At 34.8% G+C, this 20,953-nt stretch carries 10 protein-coding genes; 7 read left to right on the top strand and 3 right to left on the bottom strand.

What is annotated here, in order from left to right:
• Nucleotides 1-21 precede the first annotated feature (21 nt).
• Nucleotides 22-2,868, bottom strand: coding sequence for a glycoside hydrolase family 2 TIM barrel-domain containing protein (locus BXU01_RS14350; protein WP_083693839.1), 2,847 nt, complete (start codon nt 2,866-2,868; stop codon nt 22-24).
• Between the two features lie 248 nt (nt 2,869-3,116).
• On the opposite strand from BXU01_RS14350, the gene BXU01_RS14345 reads away from it, so the two are divergent.
• The 5 genes from BXU01_RS14345 to BXU01_RS14330 all read left to right on the top strand — a co-directional run bounded on the left by BXU01_RS14345 (nt 3,117) and on the right by BXU01_RS14330 (nt 14,759).
• A complete protein-coding gene (locus tag BXU01_RS14345; protein WP_255373776.1) occupies nt 3,117-5,423 on the top strand; it encodes a DUF4450 domain-containing protein in 2,307 nt (768 codons plus the stop codon).
• A gap of 243 nt (nt 5,424-5,666) precedes the next feature.
• Entirely contained in the window at nt 5,667-6,530 is an 864-nt protein-coding gene (locus tag BXU01_RS23895) for a hypothetical protein (protein ID WP_255373775.1), read from the top strand.
• 248 nt (nt 6,531-6,778) lie between these two features.
• Nucleotides 6,779-8,905 carry a hypothetical protein gene (locus BXU01_RS14340; RefSeq protein WP_083693838.1) on the top strand — a complete coding sequence of 709 codons (2,127 nt, stop codon included), beginning with the start codon at nt 6,779-6,781 and terminating at the stop codon, nt 8,903-8,905.
• 227 nt (nt 8,906-9,132) lie between these two features.
• A complete protein-coding gene (locus BXU01_RS14335) occupies nt 9,133-10,980 on the top strand; it encodes a rhamnogalacturonan lyase (protein ID WP_083693837.1) in 1,848 nt (615 codons plus the stop codon).
• 188 nt (nt 10,981-11,168) lie between these two features.
• Nucleotides 11,169-14,759 carry a T9SS type A sorting domain-containing protein gene (locus BXU01_RS14330; protein WP_083693836.1) on the top strand — a complete coding sequence of 1,197 codons (3,591 nt, stop codon included), beginning with the start codon at nt 11,169-11,171 and terminating at the stop codon, nt 14,757-14,759.
• A 926-nt stretch (nt 14,760-15,685) separates the two neighbouring features.
• Here BXU01_RS14330 and BXU01_RS14320 read toward each other — a convergent pair.
• Together BXU01_RS14320 and BXU01_RS14315 are read right to left on the bottom strand one after the other, a co-directional pair.
• The gene (locus BXU01_RS14320) at nt 15,686-16,093 is read right to left on the bottom strand and encodes a helix-turn-helix domain-containing protein (RefSeq protein WP_083693834.1); all 408 of its coding nucleotides are present in this window, start codon (nt 16,091-16,093) and stop codon (nt 15,686-15,688) included.
• A gap of 94 nt (nt 16,094-16,187) precedes the next feature.
• The gene (locus tag BXU01_RS14315) at nt 16,188-17,228 is read right to left on the bottom strand and encodes a GntR family transcriptional regulator (protein ID WP_056254281.1); all 1,041 of its coding nucleotides are present in this window, start codon (nt 17,226-17,228) and stop codon (nt 16,188-16,190) included.
• A gap of 387 nt (nt 17,229-17,615) precedes the next feature.
• Here BXU01_RS14315 and rhaT point away from each other — a divergent pair, with 387 nt between their 5' ends.
• On the top strand, nt 17,616-18,665 hold the full coding sequence (gene rhaT, locus BXU01_RS14310; RefSeq protein WP_083693833.1) for an L-rhamnose/proton symporter RhaT: 1,050 nt from the start codon (nt 17,616-17,618) through the stop codon (nt 18,663-18,665).
• A 19-nt stretch (nt 18,666-18,684) separates the two neighbouring features.
• Nucleotides 18,685-20,826 carry a bifunctional aldolase/short-chain dehydrogenase gene (locus BXU01_RS14305; RefSeq protein WP_083693832.1) on the top strand — a complete coding sequence of 714 codons (2,142 nt, stop codon included), beginning with the start codon at nt 18,685-18,687 and terminating at the stop codon, nt 20,824-20,826.
• The last annotated feature ends 127 nt before the right edge of the window (nt 20,827-20,953 follow it).

Genomic DNA, 20,953 nt, shown 5'->3' with positions numbered 1-20,953 from the left:
AAACCTGAAACCTGAAACCTTTTAGTCCCTAAAATCAAACCATAAATTCATCATAATCCCATCATCACCACTTTTAATTCGAATATTGGTGGGCTGACTTTGTGGGCCTTGTTGTTCTAAAGGTTTAAAATCTCTCATTGCCGGAATTTCATACATAAAAGATATATCTCCCTCCGGAAAATCCGGTTGCGGATAACTTCCCGGGAAAGCATTTTTAGGCAAATCAGGCGTAAATAATCGCAGGAATAAATGATCAGATTCACTAAAAACTTTAAACGATGCACTTCCTGCCTTTAGATTAGCTCCTAATAAATTGGCATGATAGCCTTTAAATTCCGGGTAAATAAGATTTTCAAAACTTTCACCTGTTATCGTGTTGTTATAGTCTTTCTCCCAAAAACCGTAAGTAGTTCCTTTAATTCGGTTTTTCCAAACGTGGTAAGGACCTCTTCCAAACCATTTTATTCCTGTAACCTCCTTTTCAGGAAAACTGAATGTGATTCCGAAAGCGTTGATTTTATCTTCAAAAAAAGCACCGTCAAATCCTTCTCCTCCCGATGCATTTTTTAAGGCAAGTAATTCCATTTTAAACCTTCCGTCCGGCTCCATAATCCATTTTATAGCAGATAATCCGCCTGAATAATTAACCTTGCAAATCGCTTTATCACCTTCTTGTAAAACTTGAATGTCTTTTAATTTTGCTTTCATCCCAATTGGGCGTGGTCCATTTTTTAATGGTATTGTAGATGTTCTGTTTTTTATTGTTACAATTTCTCCCGTCAAAGCATCAAAAGAAACCGTGATTTCATTTCCTTTTAAAATAATTTCGCTGTCATTTTTTGTGACCGATGCTTTTCCTATAGAATTTTGAACCGTTAAGAATTTTTCGGCATAAAATTTCGCTTTATGAATGGGCCATGTCCATGTATAAATTTCTTTATTGAACTGATCATAGGCCGAAACAGACAGAATATCTCCTTCATAAAAATTAACCGGAACATCAAATTTTATCTTTCGCGTTTCTCCCGGATCAATACTCGGAATTTCAATTGTGTCGGAACTTATTTCTTTTGCAATTTCATTTGTATAAAGAATATTTTTAGCTGCTTTTATCACTTTAAAATCCATTCTACAGGAATTCAGATTACTAAAAAGATACTCATTTGTGATTAAGAATGATCCGTCAAAACCTTCTGTGATTTGCTTTGGCAGAAACTGAATTGGTGCCCAAACTTCTTTTACCGTATAATAACTTCCTTCTCTTTCGCGATGAGGTCCAAGAATTCCATCTGCCGCAAGCGAACCTTTAGAATCAAATTTTACATCACCCGTCCAATCGGATCGTTTTACGGCTTCATCGAGCATCGCCCACATAAATCCTCCCGCAAATAACGGACTTTGTTTGTATCGGTTCCAGAAATCCTCGAGAGCCGCTCCATGTCCGTTATCATAAGTTCCGTGCATAAATTCAGTTGGAAAAAATACATTTTCACCCGCATTAAAACGATGCATTCCCGTTAAATAAGTTGGATAATGGTGCGTGTCCCAGCCATTAAAATCTGCCCACGGATGAATCACAATTCTTTTTTGTGGATCATTTTCGGCAAAAACTTTATCGACATTATAATTCCAGCCGCCTTCATTGCCATTATCCCAAATAATTACTGACGGATGATTGACATCACGTGTTACCATTTCTTTTACTAATTTGGTTCCCGTTTCAGTATCATACGAGTTTTGCCAGCCCGCCAATTCATTCAGTACAAAAAGTCCCAATGAATCACAAACTTCTAAAAAGTGATCGTCAGGCGGATAATGCCCGCGAACGGCATTCATATTCATGTCTTTTATTAATTTAACATCCATTTCGCTGATTCGTTTGCTGGTACTGCGTCCGCCTTCAGGCCAAAAGGAATGACGATTAATACCTTTCATGATAATTTTAGTGCCATTAACATAAATTCCGTCTTGTTTTTTGAATTCCAAAGTTCTAAATCCAATTCGCTTATGGTATTGATGAATCGTAGTTCCGTTTTGTTTTAAAGTCAATTCTAAATCATATAAAACAGGACTTTCAGGATTCCAGGGTTTTATGTTTTCCCATTTTGCAGCAATGGTTTCTTTGATACTTTTTGCCTTTACAGGAAAAGTAAAAGTTTGAAAATTTTCTCCTTGTGTTCCTTTTAATGAAACTTCTAAAGTACTATTCTTCTGAATGTTTTTTAAATTGAGATCAACTGTCAGAGAACCATCCATTTTGGGATTCACAGCGATATTCTGAATATGTGCTTTAGGAGAAACCTCAAGCCAAACCGGACGATAAATACCGCCAAACAACCACCAATCGGCTCTTCGTTCTGCTGCATTTACTGATTTATTAGCAGAATGTTTCCAGACATGAACTTCTAAAACATTGACAGAACCAAACTTTAGTAAAGACGAAATATCATATTTAAATTCATAAAAACCACCCTGATGAATTGCTCCGGCTAGTTTTCCGTTTATTTTAACCTCTGTATCCGTCATCGCACCGCCAAAAGCAATTATAATATCTTTATTTTTATAATTGGCAGGAACATCAAATTCATATTTATACAAACCTTCCTCTTTGCTTGGTTCATTTTGTTTCAGTTCTTTATACCATCGTCCATACGTATATTCACCAAAACCTTCCAGTTCCCATTGCGACGGTACATTTATTTTAGACCATATTTTACTATTGTTTCCGCCTGTACAATAAAAATCCCATTGCACAGGATGCTCAAAATCTTTTCCTGATAGATAGATTTTATCCGTTTGTTGCGCACTGCTTTTACAAAAAAAGAAAAGCACGAGTATATTTATATAGATTATTTTTTTTGACTGCATAGTTAATTTGATGTTATTTCAAAACTATGAGTTCTATTTTTATATAGTATCCTGTACTATGATGTTAAAATATTGAAAAATTATAAATTATGTTTTTATCAAAAATCAGGTAGGTACAGGATACTATACCACTAAAAAACAAAGAAATTGCATCTATATTGAAAGATTGATATAAATGATACAAAATACTATAAAATCGATGTTTTCATATATCCAATAAACTCAGGAATAATTCATTTTACAGCGATATGAAAATTAAAAAGTACTTAATTCAAACTTTGACTGGTTTATTTCTATTCTGTTCAGCTACAACATTTGGACAGGAAAATAAAGCGTTGCGCAAAATACATTATGCGCCTGACGGAAATAGTTTTGTTCTAAAAAATGGTACTCGAAAATTCAATCGCGCTTTATACGGTTCTAATACCGGATTTAGGGTTGAAACTGGCGATTTGCCTGAATTTGCAATGTATATGCCGGGAATGGGAGGAAATTTTAAACTTGGATTAACAAACGGAAAAGAGAGCAAATGGATCACCGAAGCTTTAAAAATTGATACCCGTTATGTTTTAGGCACAATGCAATATACGATTGAAGATCCAATTTTAGGAACCGGAAAATTGTTTGTTGATGTTGTAGCTTTAAAAGAAAGTGAAGGTTTTATTGTAAAAATATACGGTAAAAATGTGTCAAAAACGACCAGTTTAATCTGGGCTTTTGGCGGTGCAACCGGAAAAAAGTTTAGTCGCGACGGAGATATTGGTGCTGATCCGGAATCGGTTTTTTATTTACAGCCAGAATATTGTATCAATAATAAGTATACTATCAAAGACGAATCTTTTTTATTAGAATATGGTTCTGAAAGCAATAAACAAAAAACAGGAAATAATAAGAATCTTACTGGATTTTTCCCCAAATCAGTTATGCATTTAGCCAATGCAAAAATGCAAATTGCGCCATTAGAACTGTATCATTCGAATCCGGAATCGCTGAATGTTATTACGGGAAAAATAAAATCTGTTTCTGAAAAAGGAGATTATTGGTTATTTCTCGCAGAAGATTCCAAAACAAATTGCAATCAAAAAAACATCGCTCAGCTTTACCAGAAATCGGTTCAGGAAACCCATATTTTGGCGAACAGAGTGAAGGTTTCGACTCCGGATCCTTACATCAATACTTTGGGATCTGCACTCTCGATAGCCGCTGACGGAATTTGGGAAAGTCCTGCTTATCTTCATGGCGCCATTGCCTGGAGAATGTATCTCAATGCGTGGCGAGGCGCTTATACAGCTGATCCTTTGGGCTGGCATGATCGTGCAAAAACGCATTTTACCAGTTACAGCAATTCGCAGGTTACAAGCCCTGAAAATGGCCCGATTGTATTGGATGAAGAAAGAAATTTAGCACGCCAAAAAGAAGAAATAGGAACATCGATGTTCAGCAGCGGGTATATTAGCCGAAGTCCGAATAAGAATAATGTCGCACATCATTATGATATGAATTTGGTTTTTATAGATCAAATGCTGCGACATTTTAAATGGACAGGAGATACAGCATTCATAAAAGAAATGTGGCCCACAATCCAACGACATTTAAATTGGGAAAAAAGAAATTTTGATCCTGACAACGACGGATTGTACGATGCATATGCTTCAATCTGGGCAAGCGATGCTTTGCAATACAGCGGAGGCGGAGTCATTCATTCATCAGCCTATAATTATTATGCGAATAAAACCGTTGCTCAAATTGCAAAGAAAATTCAGCAAGATGAAAACCCATTTACAAAAGAAGCAGATAAAATTCTAAAAGCCACAAACAGCCAGCTTTGGGTAGCTAAAAAAGGAATTTTTGCCGAATATAAAGATGCTTTAGGAAACAAATTATTGCATGATACGCCCGGAATATGGAGTATTTACCACACGATAGATTCAGAATTATCGAATCCTTTCGAGAGTTATCAAATGCTGGATTACGTGAATAATCAGATTCCGCATATTCCGATTTCGGCAGAAGGATTAGACAAAAAAGAGCTGTATGTAATTAGTACCACGAACTGGCAACCTTATACGTGGTCGACAAATAATGTGGCATTGGCAGAACAATTGCATACTTCACTCGCATTCTGGCAAGGCGGACAATCTGAAAAAGCGTTTAAAATGTGGGAAAGCGCCCTTATAGAAAGTATGTATTTAGGCGCTTCGCCGGGAGGTTTCGAGCAGCTTTTGTATCAGGATGCCATGCGTGGCGAATTGTATCGTGATTTTGCCGACCCAATTGGCATGGCGTCGAGAACATTGGTCGAAGGACTTTTTGGGATTCAACCGGATGCATTAGAAGGTGTTTTAACAATCAAACCCGGTTTTCCTGAAAAATGGAATCAGGCTTCTTTGGAAATTACGGATATTTCGATTGATTTCAAAAGTGAAAATAATGAAGAAAAATACCAAATCAAAAATCATTTTCAGGCCAAAATGAATTTGAAGCTGGTTCTAAATTCCTCTTATGAAGCTGTAGAAAATATTATCGTTAATGGTAAATCAGTTTCATGGAAATAAGTCACGGAAAATATAGGAAATCCAAAAATAAGTATCGAAGTTCCCTATAATGCCATTTATGATATAAAAATTAAATGGAAAGGAGATTCAATAGAAAATATTCAGTCAAAAGAAAATTATGCTGTAAATGAAATACTCGATTTAAAAACTTCTAAAGCTAAAATTTTATCCATACACGATCCGCAAGTTGTTTTAAGTGAAATTACGAAAACGGAAAATTCGCTCAAGGCAAAAGTGAATTCGGTGGGTAATAAACTCTTTTTTATAGAATTGAAACAAGGAGAATTGTCGTGGTGGAAACCTATTAACGTTAATGTAAAAGAAGAAAATAAATTGAATGCAGCAATTACAAACTGGGATATTCCCCTGGATAAATCAAAACAAGCAGAAACAATCTCGCTTTCGTCATTTTTTAATTCAAAAGTTACAGATATTTTTAATTATGAATATCTGTCGCCAAGACCGCAAACTGTGACGTTACAGTTGCCAAAGCAAGGTATTGGAAATTGGTGTTATCCTAATATTTTCGTAAAAATTGATGACAAAGGCTTGCGTGAAAAAGCAAAAGCAAACGGACAAATTTCAACACCAAACGGAATTCCGTTTCAAACGCCTTCTGATGAAAATCAGAAAAATATCATCTTCACATCGATGTGGGATAATTTTCCTGAAAGCATTACTATTCCGCTAAACGGAAAAGCTTCACATGCTTATTTTATGCTTGCCGGAACTACAAACCCAATGCAAAGCCGAATCATAAATGGAGAAATTACAGTAAATTATACCGATGAAACTTCGGAAATCCTGCCTTTAAAAAATCCCGAAAACTGGTGGCCAATCGAACAAGATTATTTTATCGACGGTTTGGCTTTTACAACTGATGCCCCAAAACCACCAAGAGTTTATTTTAAAACAGGAGAAATAACAAGAGATTTTAAGGATTTTAAATCCATAAAAGGATTCACAAATTATGGAGTCGATGGTGGCGCAGGAACTATATTAGACTTGCCATTAGATAAAAATAAGATATTAAAAAACCTGACTTTAAAGACTATTGCCAATGATGTAGTGATTGGTTTGATGAGTGTGACGTTGGTGAGAGAATAAAGAATAAAGAATAAAGAATAAAGAAGAAAGAAAAAAGAATATAGAAGAAAGAAGAAAGAGAATAGGAAAAATGAGGTAAAATGCTCCGTTAGGAGCTAAATATTGGTAGCAAAAAAAAATCAATTTCCCTCATTTCAGAGTCCCGTAGGGACGATATACAAACCTGAAACCTGAAACCTGAAACCTGAAACCTGAAACCTGAAACCTGAAACCTGAAACCTGAAACCTGAAACCTGAAACCTAACCAAATGAAAAAATATCAATTAATTATTATATTCCTATTCTCGACTCCGTTATTTGCGCAACAAAAAATCGATCGCAAAGCGTTGGTAACAAGACATAATGTTCAAATTACCGCTATCGATACTTTGGCTTCGCTGACCGTAGGAAATGGAGCTTTTGCTTTTACTGTTGATGCTACAGGATTACAGACTTTCCCTAAAAAATACGAAAACGGAATTCCGTTAGGTACACAATCAGAGTGGGGTTGGGACAGTTATAAAAACACGAATAATTATAAGTTTTCAGAAATCCTGAGAGATTATAAGCAATACGGAAGAGATATTTCATACACCGTTCAGATAAAAGAACCTGCCAGAAAAGTCGAAGCGGTGAATTGGTTTCGCCAGAATCCGCATTTGTTGCAATTAGGAAATTTAGGTTTTGAAATCACAAAGAAAGACGGAAGTACAGTAAAACCGGAAGATATTAAAGCCATTGCCCAAAAACTGAATTTATGGACAGGAGAAATCGAAAGTTATTTTGAAGTAGAAGGAATTCCGGTTAAGGTTCTTACGGCTTCGCATCAGGAAAAAGACGCAATTGGTGTAAAAGTAACATCTGATTTATTAAAAGAAAAGCGTCTCAAGATTAATTTGAGAATTCCGTTTCCTACAGGTGATTGGGCAGACATGGGAACAAAATATGAAGGCAAGCAGGATTATAAAAGTACTCTTGTAGAAAAATCAAAAACCGAAGCTGTTGTAACGCATGTAATGGACAGTATTTCATACCATGTCAATTTAAGCTGGAAAGGAAACGCGCAGATTAAAAAAACGGGAGATCATTATTTTGTGATCGAAGCATCGAATACAAATACATTAGAATTAAGTTGTCTTTTTGCTTTAGCCGATAAAAAAATATCAAATTCGTCTTTCGCAGAAATTGAAAACAGCAGTATAAAAGGCTGGGAGCAATTCTGGAAAAGTGGTGCAGCCGTAGATTTTTCAGGAAGTACAGATCCCCGAGCTAAAGAATTAGAGCGAAGAGTAATCCTTTCGCAATATTTAACCAAAGTACAATGTACAGGGAAAGTACCTCCGCAGGAAACAGGCTTAACTTATAACAGCTGGTACGGAAAACCGCATCTGGAAATGCACTGGTGGCACGGTGTTCATTTCGCACTTTGGAACCGACCTGAATTACTGGAAAAAAGTCTTTCGTGGTATCAGAAAGTTTTTGATAAAGCGAAGAATATAGCCAAAAGACAAGGTTTTGAAGGCGCAAGATGGCAAAAAATGACAGATCCTGACGGGAACGAAAGTCCGTCGTCTGTAGGTTCATTTTTAATTTGGCAGCAGCCACATTTTATTACGTATGTAGAATTGATTTATCGTTCAAAACCAACCACAGCAACTTTAAATCTATATAGTGAGCGTGTTTTTGCAACCGCTGATTTTATGGCTTCGTTTGCCAATTACGACAGCAAAACAGGTCGTTATGTTTTAGGACCGGGCGTTATTCCGGCTCAGGAACGTTTTAAAGCGATGGAAACTTTTAATCCAACTTATGAATTGGCATATTGGAACTGGGCTTTGAAAACAGCCATCGCCTGGAAGAAAAAACTAAACCAAAAAGTACCTGAAAAATGGGAAACAGTTTTGGCTAAATTATCTCCTTTGCCAATTCAGGATCAGGTTTATCTGGCTACAGAAAGTGCCAAAGATTCCTACACCAATCCGGAATTTAAAACCGATCATCCATCAGTATTAGGAACTTTTGGGATGTTACCGGAAACGTCACTTTTAGACAAAAAAATTATGAAAAATACTTTCGATCTGGTCTGGAAAACTTGGTCCTGGGATAAAACCTGGGGATGGGATTTCCCAATGACAGCAATGTCGGCGGCACGTTTGCAAATGCCGGAAAAAGCGGTTGATGCCTTGTTTATGAATGTAACGACTAATACATACTTAAAAAACGGACATAATTATCAGGCAGAAAGACTAACGCTTTATCTTCCCGGAAACGGAGGATTACTAACCGCCGTTGCCATGATGTGCGCCGGTTGGGACGGAAGTACAGAACAAAATCCGGGTTTCCCGAAAGACGGAACATGGAAAGTGCAAAGCGAAGGATTTAAGAAAATGTTTTAAAATAATGGCACACGGATGACGCGGGTTTTGGCTGATTTTCGCAGGTTTTTTATTTAGTTTTTATTGAACTTAAATATTCTCGCGCAAAGTCGCAGAGGCGCAAAGGAATAAACTTATAAAGTAAAACTTTGCTACTTCGAGACTTTGCGCGACATAAAAAAAACCTGCGCTAACCGGTAAAAACCCGCCCAATCCGTGGGCCAAAAACAACAATAAACTTACCAACTATGAAGAATAAAATTTTAATATTATTTCTTTTATCAACTTTAATTTCATTCGCACAAAGGCAAATGGAAAACTTAGATCGGGGTATAATTGTAATAAAAAACAAAGGTGAGTTTTTTGTAGGTTGGCGGGTTTTAGGAACAGATTCTGATGAACTTGCTTTTAATTTATACCGAAAAAGCGGTACTAAAAAAGCGGTTAAATTAAATGAAAAACCTATTCTGGGCGCAACAAACTTTGTTGATACCAAAGCAAATAATCAGGAAGAAAATACCTGGTTTGTAAAAACAGTTTTAAAAGGAAAAGAAACCGATGCAAAAGGAAGCTTTACGATTCCTGCCCAAAGTCCGGATAAAGATTATTTATCGATTAAACTCAAACCAGTTGCAGGATATATTCCCAATGATCTTTCGGTTGGAGATTTAGATGGTGATGGGCGGTATGATTTAGTTGTGCATATGACAGGTAAGAGTCTCGATAATTCTTTTAAAGGAATGACAGATCCTCCCATATTTCAGGCATATACAGTAGATGGAACTTTTTTGTGGCAAATAAACTTAGGGAAAAACATTCGCGAAGGCGCACATTATACGCAGTTTATGGTGTATGATTTAGATGGTGACGGAATTTCGGAATTTGTTTGCAAAACTGCTGACGGAACAACAGACAGTCAAAATAATATAGTTGGAGATGTTTCGAAAGACTGGCGTGATGTAGATCCGGATTCTGCAACTTATGGTAAAATCCTGAAAGGTCCTGAATATCTTTCGGTTTTTAACGGAAGGACCGGAACACTAATCACAACAACAGAATATATTCCGGAACGTGGCGATCTTGCAGGTTGGGGCGGAAAAGGCGGAAGTGGCGGAAATGACACAAAAGGAAACCGAATTGATCGTTTTACGGCTTGTATTGCATATCTCGACGGCATTCATCCCAGTGTAGTAATGTGCAGGGGATATTACGGAAGAACGGTTTTGGCAGCTTGGGATTTTAAAAATAACAAGCTCACTTCGAGATGGGTTTTTGATAGTAAAGATGCAGATAATCCCTATTCCGGAATGGGAAATCACGGACTCACGGTTGCAGATGTTGATAACGACGGAAAAGATGAAATTATTTACGGATCGATGTGCGTTGACGACAACGGACAAGGATTATATACAACAGGTTTCAGACACGGCGATGCTCTGCATGTTTCTGATCTTGATCTTGATGTTCCGGGCCTGGAAGTTTTTGGAATCCATGAAATCGAAAACGGAACTACTGGTCCTGGTGTAACTTTATTTTCAGCATCTAATGGAAAAGTTTTATTTACAGGTTCTCTAAACGAAGATGTAGGCCGTGGTGTAGCGGATAATATTGATCCAACCAGAAAAGGCGCACAATGCTGGTGGTCAGGATCTCCTTATTTGCATGATATGAAAGGAAATGAAATTGGGAAAGCACCAACATCGACTAATTTTTTAATTTACTGGGATGGGGATTCTTCCAGAGAATTGCTCAATTCTAATTATATTGATAAATACAACAAAGGCAGATTGTTTACCGCAACAGGAGCAACGTCTAATAATGGCACAAAATCGACACCGGCACTTTCTGCAGATATTCTGGGAGACTGGCGCGAAGAATTAATCCTGAGATCTGAGGATAATACGGAGTTAAGGATTTATTCGACCACAATTCCCACAGAAATTAGACAATATACTTTAATGCACGATCCACAATACAGATTAAGTATCGCTTGGCAGAATGTAGGTTACAACCAACCGCCACATACCAGTTTTTATATGGGAGCAGAAATGAAACCCGCACCAAAACCTAATATTGTTTTGGTAACTAAAAAATAAGGTTTAATGAAAGGATTAAATGCTGATTAAAGAGCATTTAATATTTTAAAATAGAGAATTGAAAGTCGTTATTTCTTCGTTTATCTAGTTTGTAAATTTGTTTTTTAACGTTGTAATTATTTACAATTTATATAAACAAGAAGTTTATATGTGTTAAAATTTAACATATATTTACAAAAATATTTAATATGAAAAAACTTTACTTTCTGATTCCTTTTTTCTTTATTTTTAATGGTTATTCGCAAAACGCTGCTGATAGAGATCCTTCATTCAATAGCGAATTCAAAGTACCGTTGGGTAACTATTATGTAAGAGATAATGTTTCTAAATCCAGAATTCAGCATGACGGTAAAATTATTTTACTAAAAGGTGCGCCAAATCCAAATGAAAAGGTCTTAATAAGACTTGACAACAATGTTTTAGATAAAAGCTTTAATATTGGTACTGGTTTTAACGGCACATTAGAGGATATTGAAATTCAACCTGATGGCAAAATATTGGTAGCTGGATATTTTTCTATTTATAATAAAGAAAATGTCAAACGAATTATAAGATTAAATATCGATGGAAGTCTGGATAAAAGCTTTAATTTGAGCTCACTGGTGACTATTAGGGGAGGGTCTGATACAAGATTTAATATTGAGTTACAACCTGATGGAAAAATTGTATCAACAGGAATTTATGGTTCTCAAAAAGGAATCGTTAGGTTAAATTCAGATGGTAGTTTAGATACTGCTTTTAATGCTGATGTTAATTTTTTTGATGATACTTCCAGATTTTGTTTACAGCCGGATGGCAAAATTATTGCTACAGGAGAAGCTTTAAGCGATACTGGAAAAGCATACAGGAAAATAGTGCGATTAAATGCAAATGGTAGTTTAGATGTTGATATAACTCCAAAAATTCCAGAAATTTACACACATTATAATATTGCTTCACAACCTGATGGCAAAATTTTAATCACGGCAAATTTAAAAGACGAGAATAATATATACACGAATCGAATTATTCGGTTAAATAATGATTGTAGTCTTGATACAACTTTTAAATCAGACAAATTTATTGTGTATGGTGACCCGTCTATAACTAAAATCGTTGTTCAGCCAGATGGTAAAATAATTATGAGTGGTTTTCTTACTTATGAAAGCCTTAAGCAAAAATATATTACAAGGTTAAATAGTGATGGAACACAAGATACTACATTTAAAATTGGAACTGGTGCAAATTACATTGTTCAGGATTTTGCATTATTTGATAGTGGAAAAATATTAGTAGCGGGTAGTTTTGATTTATTTAATGGTTTAACGGTCAGCAAGGTTCTGGTTTTAAATAGTGACGGAACGAAAGACAGCACTTTTAATAATCAGTTTGTAGGATTTGATTCAGGACATGTAAGTGTTGTAACTGTTCTTCCTAATGAAAAAATTATGGTTTCAGGAAAATTTTATGGTTATAATGGTGTTTCAAATCCAGGTTTTATTAGGTTAAATAGTGATGGAACTCAGGATCAATCTTTAACATTTGGAGGATTAAAAAGTTTTGCTAGCTCATCATCTCCCTTTGATAATATTAGTTCAATTGTCGCGCAAACTGATGGAAAGTTTGTTGTAGGGGGAGATTTTTCAACTTATAACGGCATCACTACTTACAGAATAGTGAGATTAAATTATGACGGAACCAGAGATAGTTCTTTTGTAATTGGTACCGGATTTAATTCTCGCGTAGAGAAACTGATTCTATTGCCTGATGGCAAAGTGGTAGTTGGAGGAACTTTTACATCCTATAAAGGAGTTTCTTGTCCCGGATTGGTACGATTAAATTCTGATGGTAGTCTTGATAGTACTTTTAAAAGCAGTTGGATAGGTACAAGTGAAGGCCAGATAATATTTATAAATGACATCTATAACCTGCCTGATGGTAAAATTTTAGTTGCCGGATATTTTAAAAATAATGTATCGTTTGTAAGACTTAATAGTGACGGAACTAAAGATAATACTTTTGTTTTTAATACTCCAATATCACAATACTCGCAAAATTTTATTGTACAGAAAGATAATAAATTTTTAGTTTCAACATTTTCAAATATTATAAGACTAAATGCAGATGGTAGTCCTGATAACTCCTTTAAATATGTAACAACACCATCGACTAGTAATTATGTTCTAAGTATAGCCGGAATTCAACTTGACGATAAAGTATTAATTTCAGGAAATAAAAGTAATAGTTCAGATGTAATTTTCTTCAGATTAAATTTAGACGGTAGTTTAGATGATACATTTAATTTTGTATATAGTGAAAATAGCTATAACGACGAGCAAAATCCTAAAGTAGTATCTCAATCAGATGGTAAACTGCTTTATTATGGTGGATTTACAGGGTATAAAGGCATACCTATTGGTGGATTAACACGATTATTAGGCCAGGATTATAAATTTGTTCAGGGACAAAACAGGCTGGATTTAGATAATAATGGCTGTGATTTGAATGATGTGCCATTCAAAAATTTAAAAATGAATATCCAGTCAGGAACAAGTACGAGTAGTTTAATTACCAATACAACAGGAAATTATACGATGACATTTCTTAAAGGAACTCATACTATAACACCTGTATTAGAAAATCCTTCTTATTTTAATATTAGTCCGGCGAGTTATACTGTAGATTTTCCTGCAGAGGCAAGTCCTCGTATATCTGATTTTTGTATCACAGGAAAGGGAGTACATCCTGATCTTGAAGTTAGTATTTTACCATTGACTGTAGCGCGACCAGGTTTTGATGCAAAATATAAGATCGTATATTCAAATAAAGGAAACCAGCCACTTTCAGGAACAATATCATTAAATTTTGATGACACTATTACTGATTTTATCGAAAGTTATCCGGCTGTTTCAAGCCAGTTGGTGAATAACTTAAAATGGAATTTGGCTAATTTAAACCCTACTGAAACAAAAGAAATTACGTTTGTATTAAATGTAAATTCACCTATGGAAAATCCTCCTGTAAATGGCGGGGCAATCTTAAAATATCTGGCAGAAATCTCATCATCACAAACAGATGAAACTCCGGCTAATAATAAATTTGTTTTTGATCAGGTTGTCGTTAATTCTTTTGATCCAAATGATAAAACATGTATCGAAGGTGATAAAATTTCGAAAACTAAAATAGGCGATTATGTGCATTATATCATTCGTTTTGAAAACACAGGAACATATGCAGCGCAAAATATTACTGTGAAAGATGTAATAGACCTTACTAAATATGACATTACTAGCTTATATCCTTTAAGCGGAAGTCATTTGTTTTCTACCGAAATTACAGATAATAATAAAGTAGATTTTAAATTTGAAAATATCAATCTTCCTTTTGATGATGCCAATAATGATGGTTATTTAGCTTTTAAAATCAAAACAAAATCAACCTTAGTCGAAGGAGATTCATTTGGAGGATCTGCAAATATCTTTTTTGATTACAATAGCGCTATTACGACAAATGTTCCAACAACTACAATTGAACAAGCGCTTGGAGTTAAAGATTTTTCATTTGGTCAATATTTTGTTGTGTATCCAAATCCGGTAAGTGATGTTTTAAATATCACTACAAAAGAAGATATTCAATTGTCATCAATCCAGATTTACAATGTTCTTGGACAATTAATACGAGTAATTCCTAATGCCAAAAATGTAGAAAACATCGATGTTTCTGGTTTACATTCAGGAAATTATTTTATAAAAATTGTTTCTGATAAAGGAAATTCAAGTACAAAATTCATCAAAAAATAGACAGAAATTCGTTCTGAAACTTTCATTAAAAAAGCCTGAAAAATTAATTTTTCAGGCTTTTTATTTTTGTAGCAGTTTTTTTTTGATTTATGTTGCAGGAACAGATTCAAATCAAATAGATCAGATTATCATGAGTTTGCAAAACTCTTAAAAATAGGCTGAAAGCCCTAAAAGCAACAGCATAGTGCAAAGCGCTATGAATTAAAAATGATTTCTATTTTAAGCCCTGAAAGGGCGAAAGCCTAATTTTAAACTGTGTATTTGCTTTTGCCCTTTCAGGGCGACTTTCAATTTTGATTTAATTCATAGCGCTTTGCACTATGCTATTGCTAGGGCTCTTTCAGAGCAAAAAGATTTCTAGCTGTTATTAATTGTGAATCTTTTCGATAGCGTCAAATAATGTTTTAAAACAAAAAAAAGACTCGAAAGTCTCTTTGTGAATGAATATGTCTTTATAAAAGATTATTTCATTTAAATTTTCTCAATACAAATGAAAATTATTTATTGATTAGTTTTTAAAGGAAAAGAATTGAAATTCAGGATTTGGTATTGCAAATCATGAGTTTGCAAAACTCTTAAAAATAGGCTGAAAGCCCTAAAAGCAATAGCATAGTGCGAAGCGCTATGAATTAAATCAAAATTGAAAGTCGCCCTGAAAGGGCAAAAGCAAATACACAGTTTAAAATTAGGCTTTCGCCCTTTCAGGGCTTAAAATAGAAATCATATTTAATTCATAGCGCTTCGCACTATGCTATTGCTAAGGCTCTTTCAGAGCAAAAAGATTTTGAACACTTATAATTGTGAATCTTTGTGATCGTGTCAAATAATGTTTTAAAACAAAAAAGAGACTCGAAAGTCTCTTTGTGAATAATATATCTTTATAAATGATTATTTCTCATTTAAATTTTTCTAAATACAAATGAGAATTATTTATTAATTAGTTTTTCAAGCCTTGTCATCATTTCTTCTTTCTCTTTCAACATACGCTCGTACAATGCAATCTTTTCTTCGTGAAGTTTTAGAACCTCTTTTATAGGATTAAATGTTGGATTAATATTAATTGCAGACGCTCCATCTTTAAAGTCTGTAAATGTATTAGAAATTACATTCACCGCGTGCTCCTCATCAAAATTCTGAAACGCTTCAACAGGAATTTTCAATGAACTCGAGATTTGATTAAGTATCTCCTCTTCAATTACATCTTTTTGCTCCAGCATAGAAATTTTCTTCTGATTCCAGTCATTCCCCAAATCAAAAGCCAATGCTTCTTGTTTGATTCCAAGCATTTCTCTAAAACGTTTTACGTTCCTTCCCTGATGTATTTTCTGTTCCATAATGACTGTCAATTTTCTAAAGGCTCAAATATAAAGCCATTTGAATTATAAATTCTGAATTTCAAAGATAATTACAAAAAGACAGGTTTACAATCTAAATCGAATTTCGATCAATAAAATTAAAAGGAACCTTAACCTGACCTTTCTCTTTATTCAAAATCATTCTCGCAACGGTTTCCCCCATTACATTAAAATCTGTAGACATTACCGTTATTCCAAGCAATTCCTTTAGTGGTGTATCATTATAGGATATTACCCCAATATCTTTGCCCAGAACATATTCTTCGTCCCTGATTTGTTTCATTAAATTCACAAGGTCAGATTCTTCGATCGTGATAAACAAATCTCCTTTTTTAAGGATCATATCGTCGTAAACTTCGCTCAGGATTTCAAAATTAATTTCATGTTCGACACAAAACTTTTTAAATCCGTGTAAAATTCGGCGCGGATAAGGATAAACAGCCTTCTCCGGATATATCAAAATTAGTTTTTTGTATTTGTTTATTTTCGAAAGTCCCTCTTTTAAGGCATTATAAATATCATTTTCAAAATCCTGATAAATCTTGATGATTTCGCCTTCCATTCCTAATTTAATATTATCCATTAAAATTAGTTTCTCTTCCGGAATTCTTTGGATAGCTTTTGCAACTTCATCTGTAAAACTAAGGTGTTTAAGTTCATCGGTTTTAAAATGGGTTGTAATTACATAATAGTCATAAGCGCCTTCAAACTTATCTAATAAGTTCAAAAATAAGGTTTCATCACAATGATAAATATGTAAATCAGTATGTGCATTTGCTCCAATTGTGTCAATAAAAGAGTTGTACGTTTTCATTTTATACGCACTAAGTTTATTCAATACAAATAACACATTTACTTTAGACTCCAGCTTTGTACGGGTAATATAATATCCTTTTCCTCGGATAGACGATATTATTTTTCGTTCTTTTAGAATATTATAGGCCTTTTCGACTGTATCTCGTGACATATAAAATTCTTCACTAAAACTGTTTATCGAGGGTATTTTTTGATTTATTTTTAAATTTCCGTTGGCAATATTATGCAAGATCGAGTCTACAATTTGTTTGTATTTAGGAACCCTTGAATCTTCATCTATTTTAATAAGTTTAATCATTTTTATGGCTTATAAATTATGCTACAACCTTCTGCAAGATCATTTTGACTATAATTTGTATCAAAAATTTCATTAAAAAAAACATATAAAATATTCTGCTTGTTACTTTTCTCACAAAAGCGTTCCATTTAAATAAGGCTTATTTTATGTTTTTTATCGATTTGTTTATTTCTGACAAATTGAGGATATAATAATTACGAAATCGATTGCTAAAATAGAAATTTTAAATCTATATTTCTAATATTACCAGATTGTTCTTTGCAATAATCCTTAGTTTTAACATAAATAACAAAAGTATAAAGGATAGTACAGGACAGTTTTCTTTTTTACATTCTATTATTTTACAAAACCAAAATAACTATCAATTAACCAAAAACAAAATTATTAATGGAATCATTATTAGGAATCATTTTTCATTCTATCGGAGGATTCTCTTCAGGTAGTTTTTATATGCCTTTTAAGAAAGTAAAAGATTGGGCTTGGGAAAGCTACTGGATCATAGGAGGATTTTTTTCCTGGCTGATAGTTCCGCCAATTGCTGCTTATTTAACGATTCCACATTTTGTTGAAATTATTGTAACAGCTTCGCCATCTATAAAAGCATTCACATTTTTAATGGGATTAATTTGGGGAGTAGGAGGATTAACGTATGGTTTAGGTGTTCGTTATTTGGGAATGTCTTTAGGAAACTCTATTATTCTTGGATTCTGTTCTGCTTTTGGCGCCTTGGTTCCTTCTATTTATTATGATTTATATCCTACTGCAGGTAAGATTTCATTTAGTGATATGTTATCAAATACCGGCGGACAACTTGTTCTTGCAGGAGTTGCAGTTTGCCTTATTGGTATTGCGATTTCAGGAAAAGCAGGAATTCTTAAAGAAAAAGATTTCGCAACAGGACACGAAGACAAAGACAAAGATTTTAGTTTAGTAAAAGGGCTGATTATAGCCGTGATCTCAGGAATTTTGAGTTCATTTTTCAATTACGGTATCGAAGCGGGAAAACCTATGGCAGAAACGGCAGTAACTTACGGCTGTAACCCATTATTTCAAAACAATGTGACTTATATCGTTTTGATGTGGGGAGGTCTTACCACCAATTTTATCTGGTGTATGTACCTTAATTTCAAAAATAAAACCTTCTCTGATTATACCAATAAAAATGCGCCAATTGCCAGAAACATACTTTTCTCAGGTATTGCGGGAACGATGTGGTTTTTACAATTTTTCTTTTACGGAATGGGAGAAAGCAAACTGGGGAACGGTGCAAGCTCATGGATTTTGCATATGGCAACCATCATACTTACAGCAAATTTTTGGGGATTTTATCTCAAAGAATGGTCGGGAGTTTCTAAGAAAACGATTAGAACTTTTGCCTGGGGAATTGCATTAATCATGCTATCAATTGTTTTGGTTGGAATTGGAAATTCATTATAAATAAAATAACGTAACAACAATGTCGAATATAAATATAAATAATATGACTTTTAAGCATGTAAGCTATCTTTGGGATGAGGCTAAGGCAGCAGCATTGGCGGGAGATGAAGTGGGGCTTTTCATTTATCGATCTAATTTATTAGGAGCTGATTTAAGATTAACAAACTATGGTGGCGGAAACACATCTGTAAAAATTACAGATAAAGACCCGTTAACCGGAGAAAGCTCTGAAGTAATGTGGATCAAAGGTTCTGGTGGAGATATTGGTACGCTTACAAAATCAGGTTGTGCCGCATTATATTTAGACAGACTTCGCAATCTTGAAAATGTATATAAAGGAATTGAGTTCGAAGATGAAATGGTGGAGTTATTCAATCACTGTATTTTTGATTTAGCATCAAAAGCGCCTTCTATAGATACGCCTTTACATGGTTTTTTACCCTTTAAACATATTGATCACCTGCATCCTGACGCTGCAATTGCAATCGCAGCGGCAAAAGACGGAGCTAAAATTACCGATGAATTATTCAACGGCGAGATTGGCTGGGTAGGATGGCAGCGTCCAGGTTTCGATTTAGGACTTCAGTTAAGAAGCTGTCTGGAAGAAGCAGAGAAAAAAGGAAAAAAACTACGCGGAATCATGTTGGGTTCTCACGGTTTGTTTACCTGGGGCGATACAGCATACGAAAGTTACATCAATACGCTTGAAGTAATCGAAAAATGTGCAGAATATTTAGAAAATAATTACGGAAAAAAACGCCCTGTTTTTGGAGGTAAAAAAATAGAAAGTCTTCCTGTAGAAGATCGTAAATTAAAAGCAGCAAAAGTTGCCCCAATTTTAAGAGGTTTCTGCTCATCAGAGCGTCGAATGATTGGTCATTATACAGATGATGCAAGAGTTTTGGAATTCATTAATTCTAATGATTTATCAAAATTAGCTCCGTTAGGAACTTCTTGTCCGGATCACTTTTTACGTACCAAAATAAGTCCTTTGGTTTTAACCTTAGATCCCAACGAAGACTTATCAGATGTTGCTGCGATCAAAGCAAAATTAACTCCTGCTTTCGAGGCATATCGCGCGATGTACAAGGATTATTACAATACTTGCAAAAAGGATAATTCGCCTGCAATGCGTGACCCAAATCCAGTTGTGATTTTATATCCGGGAGTAGGTATGTTCACGTTTGCCAAAGATAAAACAATGGCACGTTTAGCATCAGAATATTATATCAATGCCGTAAACGTTATGAAAGGCGCAGAAGCAGTTTCAGAATATACGTCGTTACCACATCAGGAAGCTTTTGACATTGAATATTGGTTGCTTGAAGAAGCAAAATTACAGCGTATGCCAAAACCAAAAGCATTGTCAGGAAGAGTCGCTGTTATTACAGGTTCTGCCGGCGGAATTGGTAAGGCTATTGCCAAAAAGTTTGCTCAGGAAGGTGCTTGCGTAGTAATAAACGATATCAATGAAGAGCGTTTAGAGCAAGCAACAGCTGAGTTTATCAAATTATTTGGTAAAGATGCCGTTTCAAGCACATTACTAAATGTTACTGACGAAAAAAGTACAGAAAAAGCATTAGATGAAGCAAGTCTGGCTTTTGGAGGCGCAGATATTATAGTTAACAATGCCGGAATCAGTATTTCTAAATCTATTGCAGAACACACACTCGAAGAGTGGGACAGATTATATGATATTTTGGTAAAAGGACAATTTATTGTCTCAAAAGCCGGAATCGAAGTAATGCGCAAACAAGGCTTTGGTGGGGACATCGTAAATATCGTTTCTAAAAATGCCGTTGTAGCAGGTCCAAATAATCCGGGTTACGGTTCAGCAAAAGCTGCACAGGCACATTTAACACGTTTAATGGCTGCCGAATTAGGAGCAGATAAAATTCGTGTAAACACTGTAAATCCTGATGCAGTAATCTCAGACTCTAATATTTGGTCCGGAGGCTGGGCAGAAGGTCGTGCAAAAGCATATGGCGTAACGGTCGAAGAGTTACCGGCTTATTATGCAAAACGCACGTTATTGAACGAAATTATATTGCCTGATGATATTGCAAACGCATGTTTTGCATTTGTGGGTGGTTTACTCGATAAATCAACAGGAAACGCCCTGAATGTAGACGGCGGAGTATCAATGGGCTTTTACAGATAGATTGTTTAAGTTTTTATAAGTTTGTTTAAAGCAAAAGTGGTTTTTTGTGATCTAACGTTCGATATCTTTCGGACGTTAGATTTTTTTAGCAAATAATAAACCCCGTAAAATCAAACAAAATAGCATA

It is taken from the genome of [Flexibacter] sp. ATCC 35103 (assembly GCF_001975985.1).
GTDB lineage: Bacteria > Bacteroidota > Bacteroidia > Flavobacteriales > Flavobacteriaceae > Flavobacterium.
The sequence above is the reverse complement of the archived record's forward strand: the minus strand, read 5'-3'. Positions and strand labels throughout refer to the sequence as shown.